Raw genomic sequence first — 18,966 nt, 5'->3', positions numbered from 1 at the left:
GGCTGACAGACGACGTGAATCGCCGTACGATGTCCATAGACGTGGAGAGTTCCCGGTCGTCGTTGGGTTGAGCGACGGCCGGAGGGCGTGCTGCGATCGGGGAGCGTGAGCGCTCCCCTTGGCCCGCTACCGAGGTCTCATCACGTGAACATCAAAGCGGTACTTGGATGCGCTGGCGTCCTTCTCGTGGCGAATGGCTGCGTCGCGCCCGAGCTGGCGTTTGAAGAGGATGGTGAAACAGAGCAGCTCGGCTCGAGCGCTGACGCGATCGAGAGCGGCAATGCGCTGAGCTACAATGCGCTGAGCTACAACGCGCTCAGCTACAATGCGCTGAGCTACAACGCGCTCAGCTACAACGCGTTGAGGCCGGAGGCGGCCTCCGCCCTCAGGGCTCCCGGCGTGGGCGGCGATCTCTTTCGGACGCTGGTGAAGTACACGGTCAGCTGCGCCTTCAACGAGTCCCAGTCGTTCCGCTTCTCGTGGACCGACGCCGCGGGCGCGATCCACAACGAGGTCTACCCCGGGCACCTCGGCCTCGCCGACAGGTGGGACAGGCGCCCGCTCGACGAGGACGGCAAGCAGATGGTCTCCGCGTGCCTCGCGGCCCACACGAACCGTTACGGCGTATCGGTCCTCATCTCGATGCGCTCCCCGCAGAACCCGCTGCGCCACGAGGTCGAGTCGGGCGAGCTCGCCGAGTACCCGCATGTCGAGGGCGCCTTCTGGGGGAACCTCTTCGCGAAGACGCCCTACCTGAGCGCCTGTTACAACGACGCGAACGTCGGTGTCGCGCGCGCGGCGCGGCGCGACTGCGCCGCCGGCCACCCGGGCGCGGACGGGGATCTCGAGGGCTGCGGGATGATCGAGATCGTCGGGAGCTGCCAGGACACCTGCGGGAAGCTCCACCGGCCCGGACAGTATTACAAGCACTGCGATGATCCGGAGTCGGGCAAGACGCGGTATGTGATCACCACCGGGCTGAGGTGACTCCCGCCGTCGCGACGAGAGGGCGGTCGCGACGGATGGCGCGGGCGGCGTCGCCGGGCGAAGATGCGCGGCCATGGAGATCCATCAGGTCCGGTACTTCCTGGCGGTGACCGAGACGCGCAGCTTCACGCGCGCGGCCGAGCGGTGCGCGGTCTCGCAACCCGCGCTCACGGCCGCCATCAAGAAGCTCGAGGAGGAGCTCGGCGGGCCGCTCATCCTGCGCGAGCGCGGCGGCGCCAAGCTCACCGCGCTGGGGCAGGGCGTGCTGCCGCGGTTTCTGCGGCTGCGGGACGAGCTGCAGGCCGTGCAGGTGCTCGCGGAGAACCACCGGCGCCTCAAGCAGGTGCCGCTCCGGGTGGGCATCCTCTGCACCATCGGGCCCGCGCGGCTCGCGGGCTCGCTGGCGGCGTTCCGCGCGGAGGCGCCGGGGGTGGAGCTGGAGATCGCGGTGACCACGCAGGGCGAGCTCCTGCGGCGGCTGGAGGAGGCCGAGGTCGACGTCATCGTCTCGAACCTCGGCGACGCTGTCCCGGACTGGTGCGTGGTGGCGCCGCTCTACGAGGAGCGCTACGTCGTGGTCCTCCCGCCCGGCCACCGCCTGACCGCGCGCGACGGCGTGCGGATCGAGGATTTGCACGGCGAGCCCTACCTCGATCGGCTTGCCTGCGAGATGCGCGAGCAGGTCGCGGGCGCGTGCGCCGCGCGGCGCGTGGACCTGTATGCGGCATACCGGACCGATCGGGAGGACTGGGTCCAGAGCCTGGTGCACGCGGGGCTGGGCTTCGCCTTCATGCCGGAGCACTCGCTGCTCCTGGCGGAGGCGTCGCAGCGCCCGCTCGTGGACCCCGCCCTGAGGCGCACCATCGCGCTGGTGCGCTCGGGCGATCGCACGCCGGCGCCGGTCTTGCAGCTCTTCTGGGACGCGCTGCTGGCGCGCGCTGCCCGGCCGCGGCCGGTCAAACCTTCGCGGCGATGATGTCGACGTGCTCGATGACGGGCGCAGCGGCGAGCAGCTCCGGCGCCTTGGCCATGAGCGCGGCCGCGATGCGGCCCTCGAGGTGCTCCTTGCGCCCCACCTCGTCCGCGAAGGTGTCGAAGACGCCGAACGTCGACGGCCCGATGCGCAGCGCGAACCAGTGCACCGTCCGCGGCTCCTCGGCCGCGAGGCCGACGGCGGAGCGGAGGAGCGCCTCGACCTCGGCCTCCTTGCCGGGCCTGGCCTCGATGCGGGCCAGGAGGGAGAGTGTCACGGCCTTGGTGGGGTGAGCGGTCATGGGATCCTCCTCTTCGGCGGCGCACGGCGCGCCGCGCTTCGGTGAGGAGAGATATAACGGCGCGTCTCCGTCCGACCATTCGATGCTCTGGATGGATCCATCAGCGCCGTGGATGGTGCTCCCGGCCATCCCGCGCCGGCCACCGCCGGACGGCGCCTCCGCCACCTCCGGCGTACGCGCCGGAACCACAGCCCGGGATGCGCCAGCGCTGCAGTACATCGTCGATGGTCGCCGTGTGCCGGGCGATGGAGTCGATGTCCAGCATGACGGCGACTCGATGCATGCATATCGTGAGGGATTACCAGTGAGGGGATTACGGCGCTGCCGTGCGCGACGCGATCACTCCTGCGCTCAGAGCGACCCGTGACGCTCGCAGCGCACCCGCCGGAGGAGCGCGTCGCGCTCCGCGGCGTGCTCTCCGCGACCACGACGCTCGCGGTGCTCGTGCAGGAGACGGCATGCCGAGAGCTGCCCCTCGGTGGTCCCGAGCTCGAGCATCGCTCGCGCGCGCTCGAGCCTCGGGTCGATCCGAGCGTGCTCCGCGCCGGTGCCTCCCCGGGACGACCTCTCGGCTGCGGCGGATGCCGCGCGGGCCGTCGTGGAGCTGCCCTGAGGGGCGGATACGACGGAGGCCGTGACGGCCTCTCGCCCGATCGCGCTCTCGGGCCCTCCCGGCCCCACGCCGCGCGCGTCAGCAGGCCCTGCCGGGATCTCGATCGCGGGCTGTGCGCGTCCCGAGGCGGCGAGCAAGGGCGCTTCGGCGGAGCCAGCCGCCGGGCCGGGCCAGGCGGCGCCCGCCCCGAGCACGAGCGCCGCTGCCGCCGCCCCATGCAGCTTGAATCGGCCAAGCCCGCGCAAGGCGTCGTGAAGCCAGGTACCGGAGAAGAACGGCACCAGGCACGGCACTGTGGCCTGCCCGCGCCACCGCTGCTCTGCCTGCCAGCGCGCCCTCTCCTGCTCGACGCTATCCCATGCGGCGGTGAGCCGTGACTTGACGGTGTTCTCCGAGAGCGCGTGCGCCAAGGCGATCTCGGCGAGCGTCCGGCCCAGGAGCTCGTGCTCGATGAAGACCGTGCGGCGCGCGTCGTCGAGCTTGTCGATGAAGCGCCAGAGGACGAAAGCTCGCTGGCGGGCGATCACCGAGGCTTCCGGGCCCGGCCGCTCGTCCGAAGGCTCCTCGTCCTGGAGCGGCGCGATCACCTCTTCCCGGCGGCGCGCTCGCCGCCGGCTGGTGCGCGCCTCATTTCTGACGATCTGGTCCGCATACGCCGCGGCGTCCCTCGCCAGGCCGACGCGCGCGCGGTTCTCCAGGATGCGAAGCCACGCCTGCTGGACGACGTCGTCGATGTCCTGAGCCGGCACGCGCATGGCGCGCGCGAGCCGGCGAAAGCGATCCGAACCGAGCGGACAAGGGGCTGTGACGTCCAGGCTCGTCGAGGTGGTCACGTCCATGCACGTCCAGATGCTTCAGGCCCGAAAACGGGTGACCCGATCGACCGGCGCGACGAGGAACGGTGCGCGAAGGTGCGCCCACACGGGGGTGACGATCGGGCGGCGTCTCGGTGGAATACGTTACGAGCGTGGCGTCGGATTTGTCATGCAAAGCGGAGCGCTCGGCGTGCAAGCGCGGTTGCTGGGCAGGCGGCTTCGTCGGTAGAGTCGGCCGCATGATGCGCTTGCGCTCGGTCGTGGGCGGGATTTGCTTTCTCGTCGCGCTGGGCAGCGGCGTCGGGCTCGCGCGCGCGGAGCCGGAGCCCGAGGGGTCGAGGGCGGCGGAGAGCGCGGCGACGAACGCGCACCAGCAGGCCCGGCGTGCCTTCTTCGCGCGGCGGTGGGCCGAGGCGGAGGCGAGCTTCGAGGCCGTCCTGGCGGTGCCCGGCGCGGCCTGGATGCCCGCGGCGCAGCGGGCCGAGGTGCTCGGGTATCTGGGGCTCTGCGAGCTGGAGCAGGGCAAGCACCGGGAGGCCGCCGAGCACCTCGGGCAGAGCCTCGAGCACGACGCCGCCCTGGATCAGGCGCTCCTTCGCAGGTTCACGCGCGCGTTCAACGGGGCCGTCGAGCGCGTCGGGAGGATCTACGTGGCGGCCTCCCCGCCGGACGCCGAGCTCCTCGTGGACGGGAAGCCCATCGGCACGGGCGCCGCGGCCCACGAGCTGTTCGTCGAGCCGGGGGCGTACACGCTCCGGGCCCGGCTGTCGGGCTATGGGGAGGCCTCGCAACGGGTCGAGGTCGCTGCGGGGTTGACGGTCGGCGCGGCGCTGCAGCTCGCGCGCGCGGCCGATGCGCCCGCGCGCGCACCGGATCCGGTCGCGGCGCGGAGCGCACCGGCCGCGCCGGCGGCCCCGCCGGACGCGCCGCCGGCGGCGCCGGGGCCGTGGGCGTCGTGGCCGGGGGCGCTGCGGATCGCGGGGATCGCCGTCGCGGCGGCCACCGTGTCGACGGGGGCGGTGTTCATGCTCCGGGCGAACCGCCTCGACGGGAGCCTCGACGAGCGCATCGACGGCCTCCACCGGGATCCGGCGTGGACCTCGGGCGCGTGCAGCGCAGCGCCGCAGCCCTCGGCGTGCCCGGAGCTCCGCCGCATGCGGGAGCAGCGCGATCTGTCCGGCGCCGTCGGAACGGCCCTCGTCGCGACGGGGGCCGTGGTCGGCGCGGTGACCGCCGCGTCGTTCTTCGTGGACTTCTCGTGGCTGCGATCGACGCCGGCGCGGAGCGGTTTTCAGGTCGTCCCGGCGATGGCGGCGCAGCAGGTCGGCCTGGTGGCGGTGGGGGTGTGGTGAGGGGCTTGGAGACCGGCATGGATGGCGAGGCGAGCGTGAGGCGGGCCAGGGCGGCGCGGAGGGCCGCGGTGTCGCTCGCGATCGCCGCGCTGGGCGCGTGCGGCGGGAGCGTGGTCTCGGGGTGCATGTACCTGGGGAACCACTGCTGGGAAGAGCAGACCTGCGACGAGCCCGCCCCCCCGGCGCCGCCGCCCGCGGCCTCGCCGTGCGACGGCGATCCAGGGAGGGCGCCGGCGCTGGACGCCTGCGGGGTGTTCGTGCGCGCGCAGGGCGACGACCGCAACTCGGGTACGCGGGAGAGGCCCGTGAAGACCTTGCGGCGCGCCATCGTGCTCGCCGCGGGCGGGCGGCGCGACGGGGAGGCGCCGACCCGGCGCGTGTACGCGTGCGGCGAGACGTTCGAGGAGGCGGTCGTGCTGCCCTCGGGCGTGGACCTCTGTGGAGGGGGCCGCTGCGCCGACGGGGACTGGTCGTTCGGGGGGCCGGACCAGCTGACCACCATCGCCCCGGGGCCGGCGGGGGTTCCGGTCCGGGTCCTCGACGGGGGAGGGGCGAGGTCGACGGTGTTCGGGGTCCGGGTCGTGGCCGCCGAAGGGTCGGCGAGCGACGGGAAGTCGTCGATCGGGATGATCTTGAGCCAGGGGGCGAAGCTCCGGGTGGTGGAGAGCCGGATCCACGCGGCCGACGGGAGGGACGGGGAGCCGGGCGAGGACGCTCCGCGCATCCGGGCGAAAGACGGGGAGTACGGGAATGACGGGGTGAACGCGTGCACGGAAGACGTCGCGACGGGCGCCCCCCCGGTGGTCACCGAGTGCGATGGGGGTATCGAGTCCATCGGCGGACAGGGGGGCGATGGGTACGTCGAGGAAGGTGGCGACGGCGAGCCGGGCGCGCCTTTCTCGGCGGCGAATCCGATGTCCGGCGAGGGGGGGCTCGGCGCGGGCAGCGGCGAGTGCGAGGCCGGAACGGAGGGCGCGGACGGTGAGCCCGGCCGGCATGGCCCCAGTGCGAGCGGCCTCGGCAGCCTCGACGCGACCGGGTGGGTGGGCGTTCGAGGCGCCGATGGCGCCCCCGGGGGCATCGGCCGGGGCGGCGGGGGCGGCGGCGGGAGTCGATCGAGGGTCGGCATGATCCAGTGCCGTCCCGGAGCGCCTCGGGGCGGCGCTGCCGGCGGCTCCGGGGGCAGCGGCGGCTGCGGTGGAAAGGCGGGCCAGGGAGGGGGCTACGGGGGCTCGAGCATCGGGATCGTGGCGCTGGGGGGCGCCGAGATCACGGTCGAGGCCAGTACGGTGGTGACCGGCCGAGGTGGCAATGGCGGGGCCGGCGGGACAGGCCAGCTGGGTGGCAGGGGCGCGGCGGGTGGCGACGGTGGGAACTATCTAAACTATACGGCTTGGCATGCATGCGACGGCGGCGACGGCGGCGACGGCGGCAAAGGCGGCAACGGTGGGGGTGGCCTGGGTGGACATTCGATCGGCGTCGCCACCGTCGGTGTCACAAAGGTGAGCTTTGAACGAGGTGCGGAGTTCTGGCTCGGGGGTGCTGGCAACGGCGGCCCCGGGGGAGGTGTCCGCGAGGACGAGGGCGGGGGTGAGCACGGCAAATCGGAAACCTGGGTCGTGTTCGCTGCGGCGGCCCAGGCCGAGGAGCCACCGCGATGAAGATTCCCACGCACGGCGCACGACATCGAGAGGCACCATGAGGATGGTTGAAGCCCAACGACTGCTTCTGCTGGTGCCGCTCGCGGCGGCGGCGTGCGGGATCGATCTCGGTCCCTATGAGGACGAGGAGCGCCCTCCGCCGTGCGGCGGCGCGACGTCGTGCGCGCCTGCTCCTCCGCCGGAGTCGGTCTGTCGCGCGTACCTCACCGCCGACCAGGCGGAGGCCGGCTGCGGCGTGTTCGTCCACTTTTTCGTGGGCGACGATGCCCATCCCGGCACGCGGGACGCGCCGGTGCGGACCCTGCCGCGCGGCATCGAGCTCGCGCGCACGGGGAGCGGGCGCGTGTTCTTCTGCGGCGCGCATGACGGCGAGATCAAGCTGCCCTCCGGCGTCGATATCGTGGGGGGCTTCAACTGCTTGAACGACTGGAAGCGGGGGACCGCGATCCCCGGTACCCGCGACCTCAACGATGCAATCCTCCAGACGACGCGCAAGGGGATCATCGCGCTGACCATCGAGCCCGCGAGCCCCGGCGACACAGGGGCCGCCGACGGCGTGTCCACGCTCGCCGACGTCCGATTGGACAGCGGAAACGAGGTCGGGCTCTTCGTTCGGTCCGGTACCGCCGTGGAGATCGTTCGTGGCGGGATCGAGGGGAATTACAGCTTCAGGACGGAGGGCGGGGAGGACGCGCCGCAGTTTCCGGTGGCGCCCGACGGCGCGGACGGCAATGGCGGTGTGGAGGGCTGCGCCGCGACCCCCGCGGCCGGCGGGGCGCCGGTGACGAGCCCATGCGAGGACGGCGCCGTGTCGATGGGCGGCAAGGGAGGCGACGGCGGGATCGCCAGAGGCGGCGACGGCGGCGACGGTGCGCCCGCGCCGAGCCCCGATCCCGAGGATCCCTATCCCCGGGGTGCCGGGGGCATCGGAGACGGCGGCGATGGCCGCTGCGGGGACGGGGAGCAGGGGCGAAGCGGCGCGCCGGGCGTCGACGGGGCGCCGGGCCAGGGCATCGGGCGTCTCGGCGAGGAGGGCTGGATAGGCGCCCGGGCCGGGGACGGACGCAGGGGGGCGCCGGGCCAGGGGGGCGGCGGCGGCGGCGGTCTTCGCGGGAGTGCCGCCCTCTGCGGCGCGGCCTCCCGATCGGGGCCGTCCGGAGGCTCGGGCGGCGGCGGCGGCTGCGGCGGCAAGGGCGGGAAGGGCGGCGGCAATGGCACGCCGAGCATCGGGATCCTCGCGCTCCACGCCAAGGTCACGGTGCGCGACAGCCGGATCGTCACGGCTCCGGCCATGCCTGGCGCGGACGGCGGGGAGCCTCGGAGCGGCGGCCGCGGGGGGCGCGGCGGGGGCGGCGCCTACTCGCCCAATGGGTACGACCGCGCGTGCAACGGCGGCGCCGGCGGCTTGGGGGGCCCGGGCGGTTATGGCGGCGGCGGGCGCGGCGGGGACTCCATCGGCATCGCCCACCTCGACGATACCGAGATCGTGCTGGAGAACGTCACGTTCGAGCTCGGCGAGCCCGGCAAGGGCGGCATCGGCAACCCCGCGGATCCCGCGACGTGGGGCGAGGACGGCATCGCGGTCGAGACATTGCGCTTCCCGGAGTGAGCCGCACGCACCGCCTGGGCGCGCGCGTCCAGCACGCGGGCCAGGGGCGGGCGCTCGGATAGAGCGACGCCCTCGATTCCTGGACGAGGCGGATCGGTTCCTGGACGAGGCGGATCGGTTCCTGGACGAGGCGGATCGGTTCCTGGACGGGGCGGATCGGTTCCTGGACGGGGCGGATCGGTTCCTGGACGGGGCGGATCGGTTCCTGGACGGGGCGGATCGGTTCCTGGACGGGGCGGATCGGTTCCTGGACGGGGCGGATCGGTTCCTGGACGAGGTGGATCGGTTCCTGGACGCCGCCGCGAGATTCCTGGACACCATCGCTGGATTCCTTCGTCGCTCCTTCACATTGCCACGCTCGCCAACTTCTTGCTTTGCTCGCGCCACCCCGTCTCGACCTCTTGTCGCTCCTCGCGAACGTCGTTAACCGAGGAACGCTCGGGGAGGACGTCACTCCCCATGAACAACCCTCTCGGTACATCAGGAGATTCCGATGCCCAAAGCCAAGACCGATCTGGACCTGTGGATGAACGAGGCGCTCGCCGCTCCGGGGAACGGCGAGCTCTCCCTCTCCGTGCCCCTTCACGTGCTGTTTGGCGAGGCGGTCGACGTCGCGAGGTTCCACAAGACCTACTGGAAGCCGGAGCTGAAGGACGGAAAGGTGGTGCGCCGCGGCCTCGAAATGGCCGCGAGCAAGAAGAAGAGCGCAAACACCCTGACCGCGAAGACCGGCGAGGAGATCCTCTCGCTCCAGCGCGCCGCCGTGGAGGCGGGCACGCGCTACCTGCTCGCCGTGGACCCGAAGAAGGCGAGCCCCTTCGAGCGCGGGCAGGTCGTCCTCGACGAGATCACAGCGACGCTCGAATGGCTGTTCGACGACGGCGTCGAGGACGAGAACGACAGGAGGCTCGCCAAGCTCGGACAGGCCCACGCGGACGACCCCGCCACCGCCGACGCGCTCGCGCTGGCCCTCGACGACTACGCCGCCCTCGCGGCGCCCCACCGCGAGGCGATGAACGGCCTCGGCGGGTTCGACGCGGCCATGCTCGACGAGGCCAAGGAGCTCGCGGCCGCGCTCCGGGCGCACGTCACCCAGAGCGCCGGGCTCGGTGAAAAGGCGCGCGACGCGCTCGTCCTCCGCAACAAGGTGATCGGGCTCCTGAACGCGCGGATATCGACGGTGCGCGCGGCGGCGCGGTTCGTGTTCCGGGACCGGCCGGACATCGTGCGCGAGTCGACGAGCGCCTACGAGCGGCGGCGCCGGGCCGAGGCCAAGCGCCGCGCGACGAAGGCCGACGCGCCCGTGCCCCTGTGAGCCCGACCTGAGCCGCCGTAACACCGCCTCGTCCCGCGCGCGCCCGGCGGCGTTAGCGATGTGACGGTCCCGCCGAGAACCGCCAGATTTCCTGTACTTCCGTGCTGGTACCTCTCTTGCTTGCGCCTCGAGCACGGCGGGCGAGCACCCGCGAGCATGGCGCGCTCGCCGGAAACGACGTGGGTCGTCCACCCACGCTGCGTGGAGAGCGAGGAGCACCAATGAAAATATCCGCAATGGTTTCCACCCTCGTCGCGGTGTCCCTGTGCGCCGGGGTGGCGTTCGCCGAGGGCAGCCGCGCTCCGCGCGAGCCGCGGCACCTCCAGGTCCTCAGGTCGCGCGGCGACCTGGTCGATCGGGTCTATCACCACCGCGCGCCGCGGGAGCAGGCCGCCGGGCGGCACGCGCGCGCCGAGCGCCCCGAGCCGGTCCGCGTCGCCCGTGGGCATGCGCAGGAGCGGATCCGCTGCTCGGACACCGGCGTGGACTGCCCCTCCCGCGCGGCGATCCACAGGAGCCGCGCGGAGGCGCGCGCCGATGCGGCGGGGCGCAGGGCGGCGCAGCCGTCGCCGCTCAGGAGCAAGGCCGAGTCGCGCATGCGCTGCAGCGACGCGGGGGAGTGCTCCGCCTCGAGCGCCGGGGCGCGCCGCGCCTGGGCCGGTCGGTCGGCCGGGGCGCCGGCCGCGCAGGGGAAGGAGCGCGCGGCCGCGCCGCGGGACGCCGCGCAGCGGCAGAGCCCCCGCATGGCCTGCAACGAGGGCGAGGAGTGCGCCATGTCCAGCAAGGAGGCGGCGAAGTTCTGGGCCGCCCAGTCCATCAAGGCGGGCACCAAGTCCCCGAGCCAGATCGCCTCGGAGCGGTCCGAGCGGGCGCGCCGGGTCGCCGAGCGGCAGCGCGAGCGCGACGCGCAGCGCGCGACGAGCGACGCCGCCGCGAAGTGAGCCCTCCGTCAGGCCGTGCGGCCGGGCGTCATGCCCCGCCGCCGGCCGCTCGCCGCCATAGGCCGTCGCGGCGCGCGGCCCGACCCTCGCGCTCCAGCTTGATCAGGTGCGCCTCGAGGCTCAGCCGCGCGATCGGCCAGGCGAGGGGCGCCGTGTCCGCGTAGGCGACCGGCAGGAGCGCCTCGAGCGACGCGCCGCCCTCGCCGGCCGCCGCCTCGAGCGCCTCGAGCACCCGCTGCTCGCGCATGTGCCGGTGCGCGACGTAGCGCCGGAACAGCGCCTCGGGCGCGTCGATCGGCTCGCCGTGCGCCGGCAGGGCGACCCGGGCGCCGAGCGCCGCGAGCCGCTCGAGCTGCGCGAGGTACTCCGCCATGTCGCCCTCTCGGGGGTCGATCAGGATGGTCCCCACGCCGGCCACCATGTCGCCGCAGACCAGGATGCCCTGCGCCTCGTCGAGGAAGCAGAGGTGATCCGGCGCGTGCCCCGGCGTGTGGAGCACGCGCAGCGCCGTCGGCGCCGGCCCGTCGAGCCGCACGACCTCCCCGTCCGAGAGGCGGCGCGCGACCGGGACGCCAGGCAGGCGCGGCGCCGCCTCGGCGTGCGCCCAGATCGGCACCCCGAGCTCGGCCGCGAAGAAGCGCGCGCCCCCCACATGGTCGGCGTGGTGGTGGGTCACCGCGATCGCCACGATCGACCGCCCCTGGCCGGCGAGGCCGCGCGCCCACGCGAGCCACGCGCGGCGCTCGTCCTCGTACGGCGTGGCCGGCTCGACGAGCAGCACCTCGCGGCCGCCGAGCGCGTAGCTGTTCGTGTGGGTCGCCGGCGGCAGCGTCGGCGTGCGCGCGGCGAACGCCTCCGCGCCCGCCGCGATGGCCCGCGGCCGGATCACCGCTCCACGACGACCGCGAGCGCCTCGCCGCCGCCGATGCAGAGCGTGGCGAGCCCGCGCTTCGCGCCCCGATCCTTCATCGCGAAGAGCAGCGTGGTCAGGATGCGCGCCCCGCTCGCGCCGATCGGGTGGCCGAGCGCGACCGCGCCGCCGCGGACGTTGACCCGCTGGGCGTCGATCCCGGCGAGCTTGTTCACGGCGAGCGCCACCACCGCGAACGCCTCGTTCACCTCGTAGAGGTCGATCTGGTCCGTCGTCAGGCCGAGCTTCTTCGTGGTGTTCGCGATCGCCGCGGCCGGCGCCGTGGTGAACCACTCGGGCGCCTGCGCGGCGCCGCCGTAGCCGACGATCCGCGCGAGCGGCGTGAGCTTGTGCTCCTTCACGGCCCGCTCGCTCGCCAGGACGAGCGCGCTCGCGCCGTCGTTGATCGACGAGGCGTTGGCCGCGGTGATCGTCCCGTCCTTCTGGAAGGCGGGCTTCAGCGACGCGAACTTCTCGGGCTTGCCGGCCGGCGGGCCCTCGTCGTCCTTCACGACCACCGCGTCGCCCTTCTTCTGCGGGACGGAGACCGGCGCGATCTCCGCGGCGAAGAGCCCCTCGCGCTGCGCCGCGAGCGCCCGGCGGAAGCTCTCCCTCGCGTACTCGTCCTGCGCCTCGCGCGAGAAGCCGTGCTCCTTGGCGCACGCCTCGCCCGCCGTGCCCATGTGGAAGTTGCCGTACGGGTCCCAGAGGCCGTCGTGGATCATCCCGTCCACGAGCTTGCCGTCGCCCATGCGGTAGCCGGAGCGCGCCTGCGGGAGGTAGTAAGGCACGTTCGACATCGACTCCATGCCGCCGGCGACCACCACGTCGGCGTCGCCGAGCGCCACCGTCTTCGCGCCGAAGATGACCGCCTGGAGCCCCGAGCCGCACACCTTGCTCACCGTGGTGGCCGGGACCTTGCTCGGGATGCCGGCATAGATGGCGGCCTGCCGGGCCGGAGCCTGCCCGATGCCGGCGGACAGGACATTGCCCAGGAAGACCTCCCCGACGGCGTCGGGGGAGAGGCTCGCCCGCTCGAGGGCCGCCCGGATGGCGACCTCGCCCAGGCGCGGGGCGGGCAAGGGCGAGAGCGCTCCCTGGAACGCGCCGATCGGCGTCCGGGCCGCTGCCACGATGTACACGGGGACGGGTAGGGTCATGATCTCCTCCGGCGGCGCTGGTGTCGTCTCGTTCGACGTCGCGTTCGACGACGCGCGATGACGCGGTCCGGCGCGTCGTGCGAACGTGCCTGTTGGTACCTCGGCTGCCGCTCTGCGGCAAGCCGGCCCAGGGCGCTCCTCCGCCGCGCCCCCAGGCGGCGTTCGCATCGTCACATCGGTTCGTCCTCCGCCACCCTCCGCCGCCCTCCGCGCTCCCCGCCGGCGCGCTCCCCGCCGGCCGGGCTCTTCCCTCCGTCGTCGACGCCGCGGGAAATCCGGAAAGCCGCGAAGTCGACGTGGCCGGCCTCATGCAGAGAGCCCGGCATGGTCGAGACGGTGTGCTCGGAAGCGTCGGGCCGCATCGGCACAGCGCGCCTCGCGGCGCTGCTCGACGAGCTCGACGCGCGAAACGTCGACAACGTGGCGCGCACGGAGAGCTACCTGGAGCTCTACGCGCTCACCCGCGCCCATCCGCCGGATCTGCCCTGGCTGCTCATGGCGCACCTCGTGTCGCGCAACGCAGGCGCCCTGATGACCGAGATCGCGGCGGCCCTGGACCGCGGCGACGGCGCGATCGCCCCGTCGGCGCTGCGGGAGAGCTTCCTCTTCCTGGAGCGCGCCAATCACCTCATCTTCTTCGACGCCTGGTATCATGTGCTCCACCACCTGCTCGGGCAGAGCGCCGAGCTCCGGCCGGGCCGGTGCTCGCAGTTCGTCCGCGACGCGTGGGCCAGGCACGAGGCCGCGCGGGGGGCCGGCCAGCCGCACCTCGCGCTCGAGCGCGCCCTCGTGCGAGATCTCGTGACCAACGAGCAGAACGTCATCGAGCGCCGCGTCGTGCACCACCCCCGGTTCTCCAACGCGCGGGCGCTCCTCGCGCTCGCCGAGGCGCTGGGGCAGGAGACCCCGGTCGTGCTGCCGTGCGCGCGGGCGCCGATCCGGGTCGGCGGCTTCGCGTTCCTCGACCGGCGCATCGCCGCCGGGATGCGCATCTACGGCGCCATGGCGGACCGCGCCGCGCGCGACGCGATGTACGAGTGGGCGCGGCGGCACCCGCACGACGGCTCGTGGGCGCCGTGGGGCGGCCCGCCGCGGCCGCGGCTCCGGGAGGCGTGGCCCGCGCCGGCCGTGCGGGCGCTCTGGGACGGAATTCACGCGCCGCCCGAGCCGGACCCGGGCTGGCCCTGACGCCCGCGCCTCGGGGGCCGAGGCCTCGCCGACTCGCCGCCTCGGACCGGCCGCGGGCGCGGCCCCGGGGCAGCTCTGTGGTGCGCCGGCGACGTCGCGTGTATCGTGCCCGCCGCGGGGCCGGAGGGGGTCAGTCCCCCCTGCGCCCGATCAGACAAGGAGCGAGCGAGCGATGGTGAATGTAGGCGACCGTGCCCCGGATTTCTCCCTCGAAAGCGACAGCGGCAAGAAGGTAGGCCTCGCGGATTTCCCGGGCAAGACGGTCGTCCTCTACTTCTATCCGAAGGACGACACGCCCGGCTGCACGCGGGAGGCCCAGGCCTTCTCCGCCGGGCTCGACGCGTTCGCCGAGGCCGGCGCCGTCGTGCTCGGCGTCTCCCGCGACTCCGTCGCTCGCCACCGGAAGTTCAGGGACAAATACGATCTCGGGGTGACGCTCCTCAGCGATCCGGACCTCGTCGCGCACAACGCCTACGGCGCCTACGGCGAGAAGACGATGTACGGCAAGAAGGTGACGGGCACGATCCGGAGCACGTTCATCATCGGCCCCGACCGCGAGGTGAAGCACGTCTTCAGCGCCGTGAAGGTCGACGGCCACGCCGACGCCGTGCTCGCGCTCGTGCGCGGCGGCGACGCGCACGAGGCGCCGCCCGCGCCCGCGCGCCGCGGCGCCACGAAGGGCGCGGCCGCGAACGGCGCCGCCAAGGCGCCCGCGAAGAAGGCCGCCGAAAAGGCGCCCGCGAAGAAGGCCGCCGAAAAGGCGCCCGCAAAGCCCGCTGCCAAGCCCCGATGACGCGCCGCCCGGCGCGGGCGGGGACACGAGGGCGGGGATGTGCGATGAAATATCAATAAACTTGCCAGTTTACCGCCTTCATGCGAGCTGCCCTCCGGGCAGGCGCGATCGCGACCGTCGGACAATGACGTAGCGATTGGCGGCCTGTGGGACGGCGATCGCCTGATTGATGAGGTCGCGACGGCTTCCCGCGCGGCGTCCGCCGCGCGCGCCAAGCTGGACGGGCCCCGCGCTTCGTGAAAGAATCTTGCTCCGTTGCTTGCAGATCGATGAAATTACCACGACACCAGGGCTCATCTCTCGATCCGCTTCGCATCAGGTGGAGCGATGAGCGCTGGAGCGAGGGAGCAAGAGAATGATGTTGAAGCATCCGATGCTACGGACTTTCACGTTGCTGAGCTGCCTGTGCGCCATCGCCGCCTGCGGCGACGACGATCCGCCGCCGCCCCCGCCGGCCAGCAATGACGGCGGCGGAGGCGGCGGAGGGGGCGACGGCGGCGCCGGCGGCGTGGTGATCGAGACGTGGGAGCTCGACCGCGACAAGCCGCTGTCGAAGGTCGAGCCGGAGTTCGAGCAGTCGGCGCACCCGCTCGAGCCGATCGACGCCCTGTCCCGCCTGAAGGCCCCGCTCCCCACGAACGCCACCTGGATGAACTTCGTGCTCGGCGCCGGCGATCAGCGGATCAACGCCGCGCCGTACGACCTCAAGGCGCTCGGACAGGGGCTGTCGATCGCCCGGCCGGACGTCGCGGTGGCGAGCAAGGCTGTCACGACGGCGGACGTCTCGCACCTCGGCCTCAGCGCGCGCGAGGCCTTCTCCGGCCACGCGGTCACGTCGTCCGACCTGCTCTCGGTCACCGTGGAGTGGAAGGCGCAGGGCGGCACCATGACCGCGCCCATCGTCTACGGGATGCCCTATGTCACGACCACCTACGCCGGGCTCCGCCCGTCCGTGCGCGCCGGCGACGGCGTGGCGATCACCTCGGTGAACGGCGAGTCGACGAGCCCGACCGAGGTCACGGGCGATCGATTCGAGATCTCGCTCAACAACGGTCAGACGTGGGTCCTCTACGCGTTCCCCGAGATCACCCTCGAGTGGGACGCGCTCTCCATGGTGGCGCGCGCGCCGTACGAGGGCTCGCTCCGCCTCGCGCTCGTGCCGGGGCCGAACGCGGAGGTCGAGCTCGACAAGCACGCCGCCGTCATCCCGGTCGGCGGCGACGTCGAGGCGACGGTCACCGAGGACACCGCCTCGGTGCGCTTCGTCTGGAAGACGGAGGGCGAGGGCGATCTCCTGACCATGGCCCTCCCGCACCACCTGGAGCGGCTCGAGATGGCGAAGGGCGCGGACATCGCGTATCCGACCGTGATCGGCAAGATGAAGGGCATCTCCGGGGCGAGCTGGGAGCTCGTGTACCCGCTCAGCACGATCGGCTGGGACTCGCCGCGCCGCGTCTCGGACGACTGGAGCGAGGCCGTCGTGGACGCTCTGGAGGACGAGAGGTCGTTCACGCCCGCTCAGGACGTCGCCGGCGTGGACCCCTATTTCGGGGGCAAGCAGATCGCGAAGCTGGCGCGCCTCGCGCAGATCGCCGAGGCGGTCGAGAAGGAGGATCTCGCCGAGGAGCTCAGGGCGCGGCTCAAGTCGAAGCTCAACCCGTGGCTCAACGGCACGAACGAGAACCCCTTCGTCTACGACACGTCCTGGGGCGGCATCGTGACGACCAAGGGCCTGGAGAGCGAGACCGCCGACTTCGGCCAGGGGTATTACAACGATCACCACTTCCACTACGGCTACTTCCTCTATGCCGCGGCCGTCCTGGCGAAGGCCGACGCGGACTGGCGCGACGAGTACGGCGACAAGGTGCTCTGGCTCGTCCGCGACATCGCGAACCCGAGCGCGAAGGATCCGCATTTCACGCCGTTCCGCAACATGGATTGGTTCAGGGGGCACTCGTGGGCTTCGGGGCTGTTCCCGTTCGCGGACGGCCGCAACCAGGAGTCGACGTCCGAGGCCGTCAACGCCTGGTACAGCATGAAGCTGCTCGGCGAGGCGCTCGAGAACGACGACGTGAAGAACATCGGCCGGGTGCTCCTCGCCATGGAGACGGCCTCCGCGCAGACGTACTGGCAGATCACCTCGAACGGCACCGTCTACGACGTGCCCTTCAAGGAGAACGGCGCCGTCGGCGTCCTCTGGTCCACGAAGGCCGACTTCGGGACGTGGTTCGGGGAGAACCCGGAGTACGTCTATGGCATCCAGCTGCTCCCGATCACGCCGATCTCGGAGTCGCTGATCTCGAAGGCGTGGATCAGCTACGCGTGGCCGGCGATGGAGGCTGTCTCGAAGGGCGCGGAGGACCCGTGGAACGCCTTCCTCGTCGCGGCGCACGCGACCGTCGACAAGGAGGCGGCCTGGGAGGAGGCGCAGGAGCAGACCGCGCTCGACGACGGCCTCAGCCGGACGGCGCTCCTCTACTGGATCGCCACGCGGCCCTGAGCCGCGCCCTCTCAGAGCGGCCGTGAGCCGCGCTCTCCCTCAGCGGCCGTGAGCCGCGCCCTCCCTCAGCGGCCGTGAGCCGCGCCCTCCCTCAATCGATCGGCTCGACCCGCACGTCGACCTCGAGGCGCTCCGCACCACCCCCGACGAAGATGGTGCCCGAGGTCGGCGTCGCGTCCATGTAGTTGCGCCCGACCGCGACGCGGATGTGCTCGGTCTGGGTGAGGATCCCGTTCGTCGGGTCGAAGCCCTTCCAGCCGATCTCCGGCAGGTACACCTGCACCCAGGCGTGCGACGCCTCGCTCTGCCGGTGGTTCTCGTGCTTCGGCCCCGTGTAGATGTACCCGCACACGTAGCGCGACGGCACGCCGAGCAGCCGCGTCAAGCAGATGAACAGGTTCGCGAAGTCCTGGCACACGCCGCGGCGGTTCGCGTACACGTCGAACGCCGTCGTGAACACGTTCGTCGCGCCCTGCTTGTACTCGTATTCGTCGAAGATCGACGCGTTCAGGTCGAGCAGCGTGTCGAGCAGGTCGTAGTCGTTCCGCTCGACGAACGTCATCGCGTACTCGCTGAGCTCCGCGAGCTCGCTCTCCGCCAGCTCCGGCGGCAGGAGGAACGGCTGCAGGATCTGCCGCTGCCACGGCATCCACACGAGCGGGATCGTCGAGCGGGCGCGCAGCGGGCGGAAGCTCAGCGGATCTGTGTCGAGGAGCTCCAGCCGCGACTTCGACTCGATGATGAGCTCCTTGAACGGCGTGTCGAGCAGCACCCGCCGCGCGCGGTTGCCGAAGACGTCGTCGTAATCGCGCTGCTGGCCCTCGACCGACAGGTTGATCTCGTTGTGGAGCAGCGTCTGCAGCCGGTCGTGCGCCGGCGTCAGCCGCAGGAGGTGCGTGCTGCGCTCGACCGCGGTCGCGTAGTGGTACGCCGTGCGGTGCACCACCTGGAAGCGGCGGATCGGCGCGTGCGTCGGGCGGCGGACCGGGCGCGACGAGAGCGGCGGCGTCGACGGCGCCGGCCGGCGGCGATCGACGTGCGGCGTCGCCGTGGCCCGCAGCGCGCCCTGCCGCAGCACCACGAGGTGGCCCGGAGGGACGCGCTTCCAGGTCGCGGGCTGCGCCCCCGCGTGGACCTTGAGCTCCTCCGACGAGACGATGACGCCCTTGCGGCTCTTGACCCCCCGGCGGGTGAGATCGACCTCGAGGTCCTCGTCCCCGAACGCGAGCCGCTCGTACGGCGGCAGCACCTCCCACAGGAACGCGTCCCCCTCGCGATCGCGGTCCGCGTAGACGACGAGGTCGCGGCCGTCGGCCAGCACCGACGTGAGCGGGCCGTGCTCGTTCATCTCGTCGAACCAGTCGCGCAGGACCGCCGGATCGATGTCGCCGAGGCTCCGGAGTCCCTCCGACGCCATCCAGCGGAGCAGCTCGCACAGGATGAGCTCCGTGTCCGTCGACCCGACCGGCTGGAAGAGCGACTTCGGATCGACCTCGATCCGGTCGACCAGGCTGCCGCTGTGCGCGAACAGCCAGTCGCGCCCGCCCCAGCTCCGGCTGAACGGCTGCGTGTTCGCGTCGTTGATGCTGCCCCACGTCGCCGTGCGGATGTGCAGCACGAGCAGCGACGACTCGAGGTGCTCCCACGCCTTCACGAGCTCGCTGCGGATGCTCCCCTGCGGCGGCGCCGGCTCCTTGAGCACCGTGGCGCTCGGCTCGCCGCCCGGGTAGTAGCCGATGCCCCAGCCGTCGGGCAGCTTGCCCCCGGGGCGCAGGCACGTGAGATCGAAGCACGGGGCGAGCTCGCCCTCGAACGACATCGCGAGGAGATTCGGCATGGATACGTCGG

The 18,966-nt window shown here is 72.6% G+C and carries 15 protein-coding genes; 10 read left to right on the top strand and 5 right to left on the bottom strand.

Annotated features, from left to right (window positions below):
• Window positions 1-144 precede the first annotated feature (144 nt).
• Window positions 145-987, top strand: a complete 843-nt coding sequence (locus NQZ70_RS41930) for a hypothetical protein (protein ID WP_237244538.1) — start codon at window positions 145-147, stop codon at window positions 985-987.
• A 73-nt stretch (window positions 988-1,060) separates the two neighbouring features.
• Entirely contained in the window at window positions 1,061-1,963 is a 903-nt protein-coding gene (locus tag NQZ70_RS41925; RefSeq protein WP_129579228.1) for a LysR family transcriptional regulator, read from the top strand.
• Here the strand turns inward: NQZ70_RS41925 and NQZ70_RS41920 are convergent.
• Both NQZ70_RS41920 and NQZ70_RS41915 read right to left on the bottom strand, forming a co-directional pair.
• Window positions 1,944-2,261, bottom strand: a complete 318-nt coding sequence (locus NQZ70_RS41920; protein WP_129579227.1) for a putative quinol monooxygenase — start codon at window positions 2,259-2,261, stop codon at window positions 1,944-1,946. The two genes, NQZ70_RS41925 and NQZ70_RS41920, sit on opposite strands and share 20 nt — an antisense overlap.
• A gap of 351 nt (window positions 2,262-2,612) precedes the next feature.
• Window positions 2,613-3,713 (bottom strand): RNA polymerase sigma factor, encoded by a 1,101-nt coding sequence (locus tag NQZ70_RS41915; protein WP_129579226.1) that lies wholly within the window; start codon window positions 3,711-3,713, stop codon window positions 2,613-2,615.
• A gap of 215 nt (window positions 3,714-3,928) precedes the next feature.
• On the opposite strand from NQZ70_RS41915, the gene NQZ70_RS41910 reads away from it, so the two are divergent.
• The 5 genes from NQZ70_RS41910 (at window position 3,929) to NQZ70_RS41890 (ending at window position 10,567) form a co-directional block, all read left to right on the top strand.
• A complete protein-coding gene (locus tag NQZ70_RS41910) occupies window positions 3,929-5,041 on the top strand; it encodes a PEGA domain-containing protein (RefSeq protein WP_129579225.1) in 1,113 nt (370 codons plus the stop codon).
• Window positions 5,042-5,058: 17 nt separating this feature from the next.
• Window positions 5,059-6,702, top strand: a complete 1,644-nt coding sequence (locus NQZ70_RS41905) for a DUF1565 domain-containing protein (RefSeq protein WP_261344326.1) — start codon at window positions 5,059-5,061, stop codon at window positions 6,700-6,702.
• Between the two features lie 37 nt (window positions 6,703-6,739).
• Entirely contained in the window at window positions 6,740-8,311 is a 1,572-nt protein-coding gene (locus NQZ70_RS41900) for a hypothetical protein (protein WP_129579224.1), read from the top strand.
• 493 nt (window positions 8,312-8,804) lie between these two features.
• The gene (locus tag NQZ70_RS41895; protein WP_237244537.1) at window positions 8,805-9,626 is read left to right on the top strand and encodes a hypothetical protein; all 822 of its coding nucleotides are present in this window, start codon (window positions 8,805-8,807) and stop codon (window positions 9,624-9,626) included.
• Between the two features lie 221 nt (window positions 9,627-9,847).
• On the top strand, window positions 9,848-10,567 hold the full coding sequence (locus tag NQZ70_RS41890) for a hypothetical protein (protein ID WP_129579222.1): 720 nt from the start codon (window positions 9,848-9,850) through the stop codon (window positions 10,565-10,567).
• Window positions 10,568-10,595: 28 nt separating this feature from the next.
• Here NQZ70_RS41890 and NQZ70_RS41885 read toward each other — a convergent pair whose 3' ends face one another.
• A complete protein-coding gene (locus tag NQZ70_RS41885; RefSeq protein ID WP_129579221.1) occupies window positions 10,596-11,456 on the bottom strand; it encodes an MBL fold metallo-hydrolase in 861 nt (286 codons plus the stop codon).
• The gene (locus NQZ70_RS41880) at window positions 11,453-12,637 is read right to left on the bottom strand and encodes an acetyl-CoA C-acyltransferase (RefSeq protein WP_129579220.1); all 1,185 of its coding nucleotides are present in this window, start codon (window positions 12,635-12,637) and stop codon (window positions 11,453-11,455) included. Before NQZ70_RS41880 ends, NQZ70_RS41885 begins: the two co-directional genes overlap by 4 nt.
• A 324-nt stretch (window positions 12,638-12,961) precedes the next feature.
• Between NQZ70_RS41880 and NQZ70_RS41875 the strand changes: the two genes are divergently transcribed.
• From NQZ70_RS41875 to NQZ70_RS41865, 3 genes are all read left to right on the top strand, one after another.
• Window positions 12,962-13,825: a DUF2515 family protein gene (locus NQZ70_RS41875; RefSeq protein ID WP_165374431.1), complete on the top strand. Its 864-nt coding sequence runs from the start codon at window positions 12,962-12,964 to the stop codon at window positions 13,823-13,825.
• A 172-nt stretch (window positions 13,826-13,997) separates the two neighbouring features.
• Window positions 13,998-14,618, top strand: a complete 621-nt coding sequence (locus NQZ70_RS41870; protein ID WP_129579218.1) for a peroxiredoxin — start codon at window positions 13,998-14,000, stop codon at window positions 14,616-14,618.
• A 373-nt stretch (window positions 14,619-14,991) separates the two neighbouring features.
• Complete coding sequence (locus NQZ70_RS41865; protein WP_237244536.1) at window positions 14,992-17,118, top strand: glycosyl hydrolase; 2,127 nt, start codon at window positions 14,992-14,994, stop codon at window positions 17,116-17,118.
• A gap of 91 nt (window positions 17,119-17,209) precedes the next feature.
• Here the strand turns inward: NQZ70_RS41865 and NQZ70_RS41860 are convergent, their stop codons facing one another.
• A complete protein-coding gene (locus NQZ70_RS41860) occupies window positions 17,210-18,955 on the bottom strand; it encodes a class II glutamine amidotransferase (protein WP_129579217.1) in 1,746 nt (581 codons plus the stop codon).
• Window positions 18,956-18,966: the final 11 nt, after the last annotated feature.

The organism is Sorangium sp. So ce836 (genome assembly GCF_028553905.1).
GTDB classification, from domain to species: domain Bacteria; phylum Myxococcota_A; class Polyangia; order Polyangiales; family Polyangiaceae; genus Sorangium; species Sorangium cellulosum_D.
The sequence above is the reverse complement of the archived record's forward strand: the minus strand, read 5'-3'. Positions and strand labels throughout refer to the sequence as shown.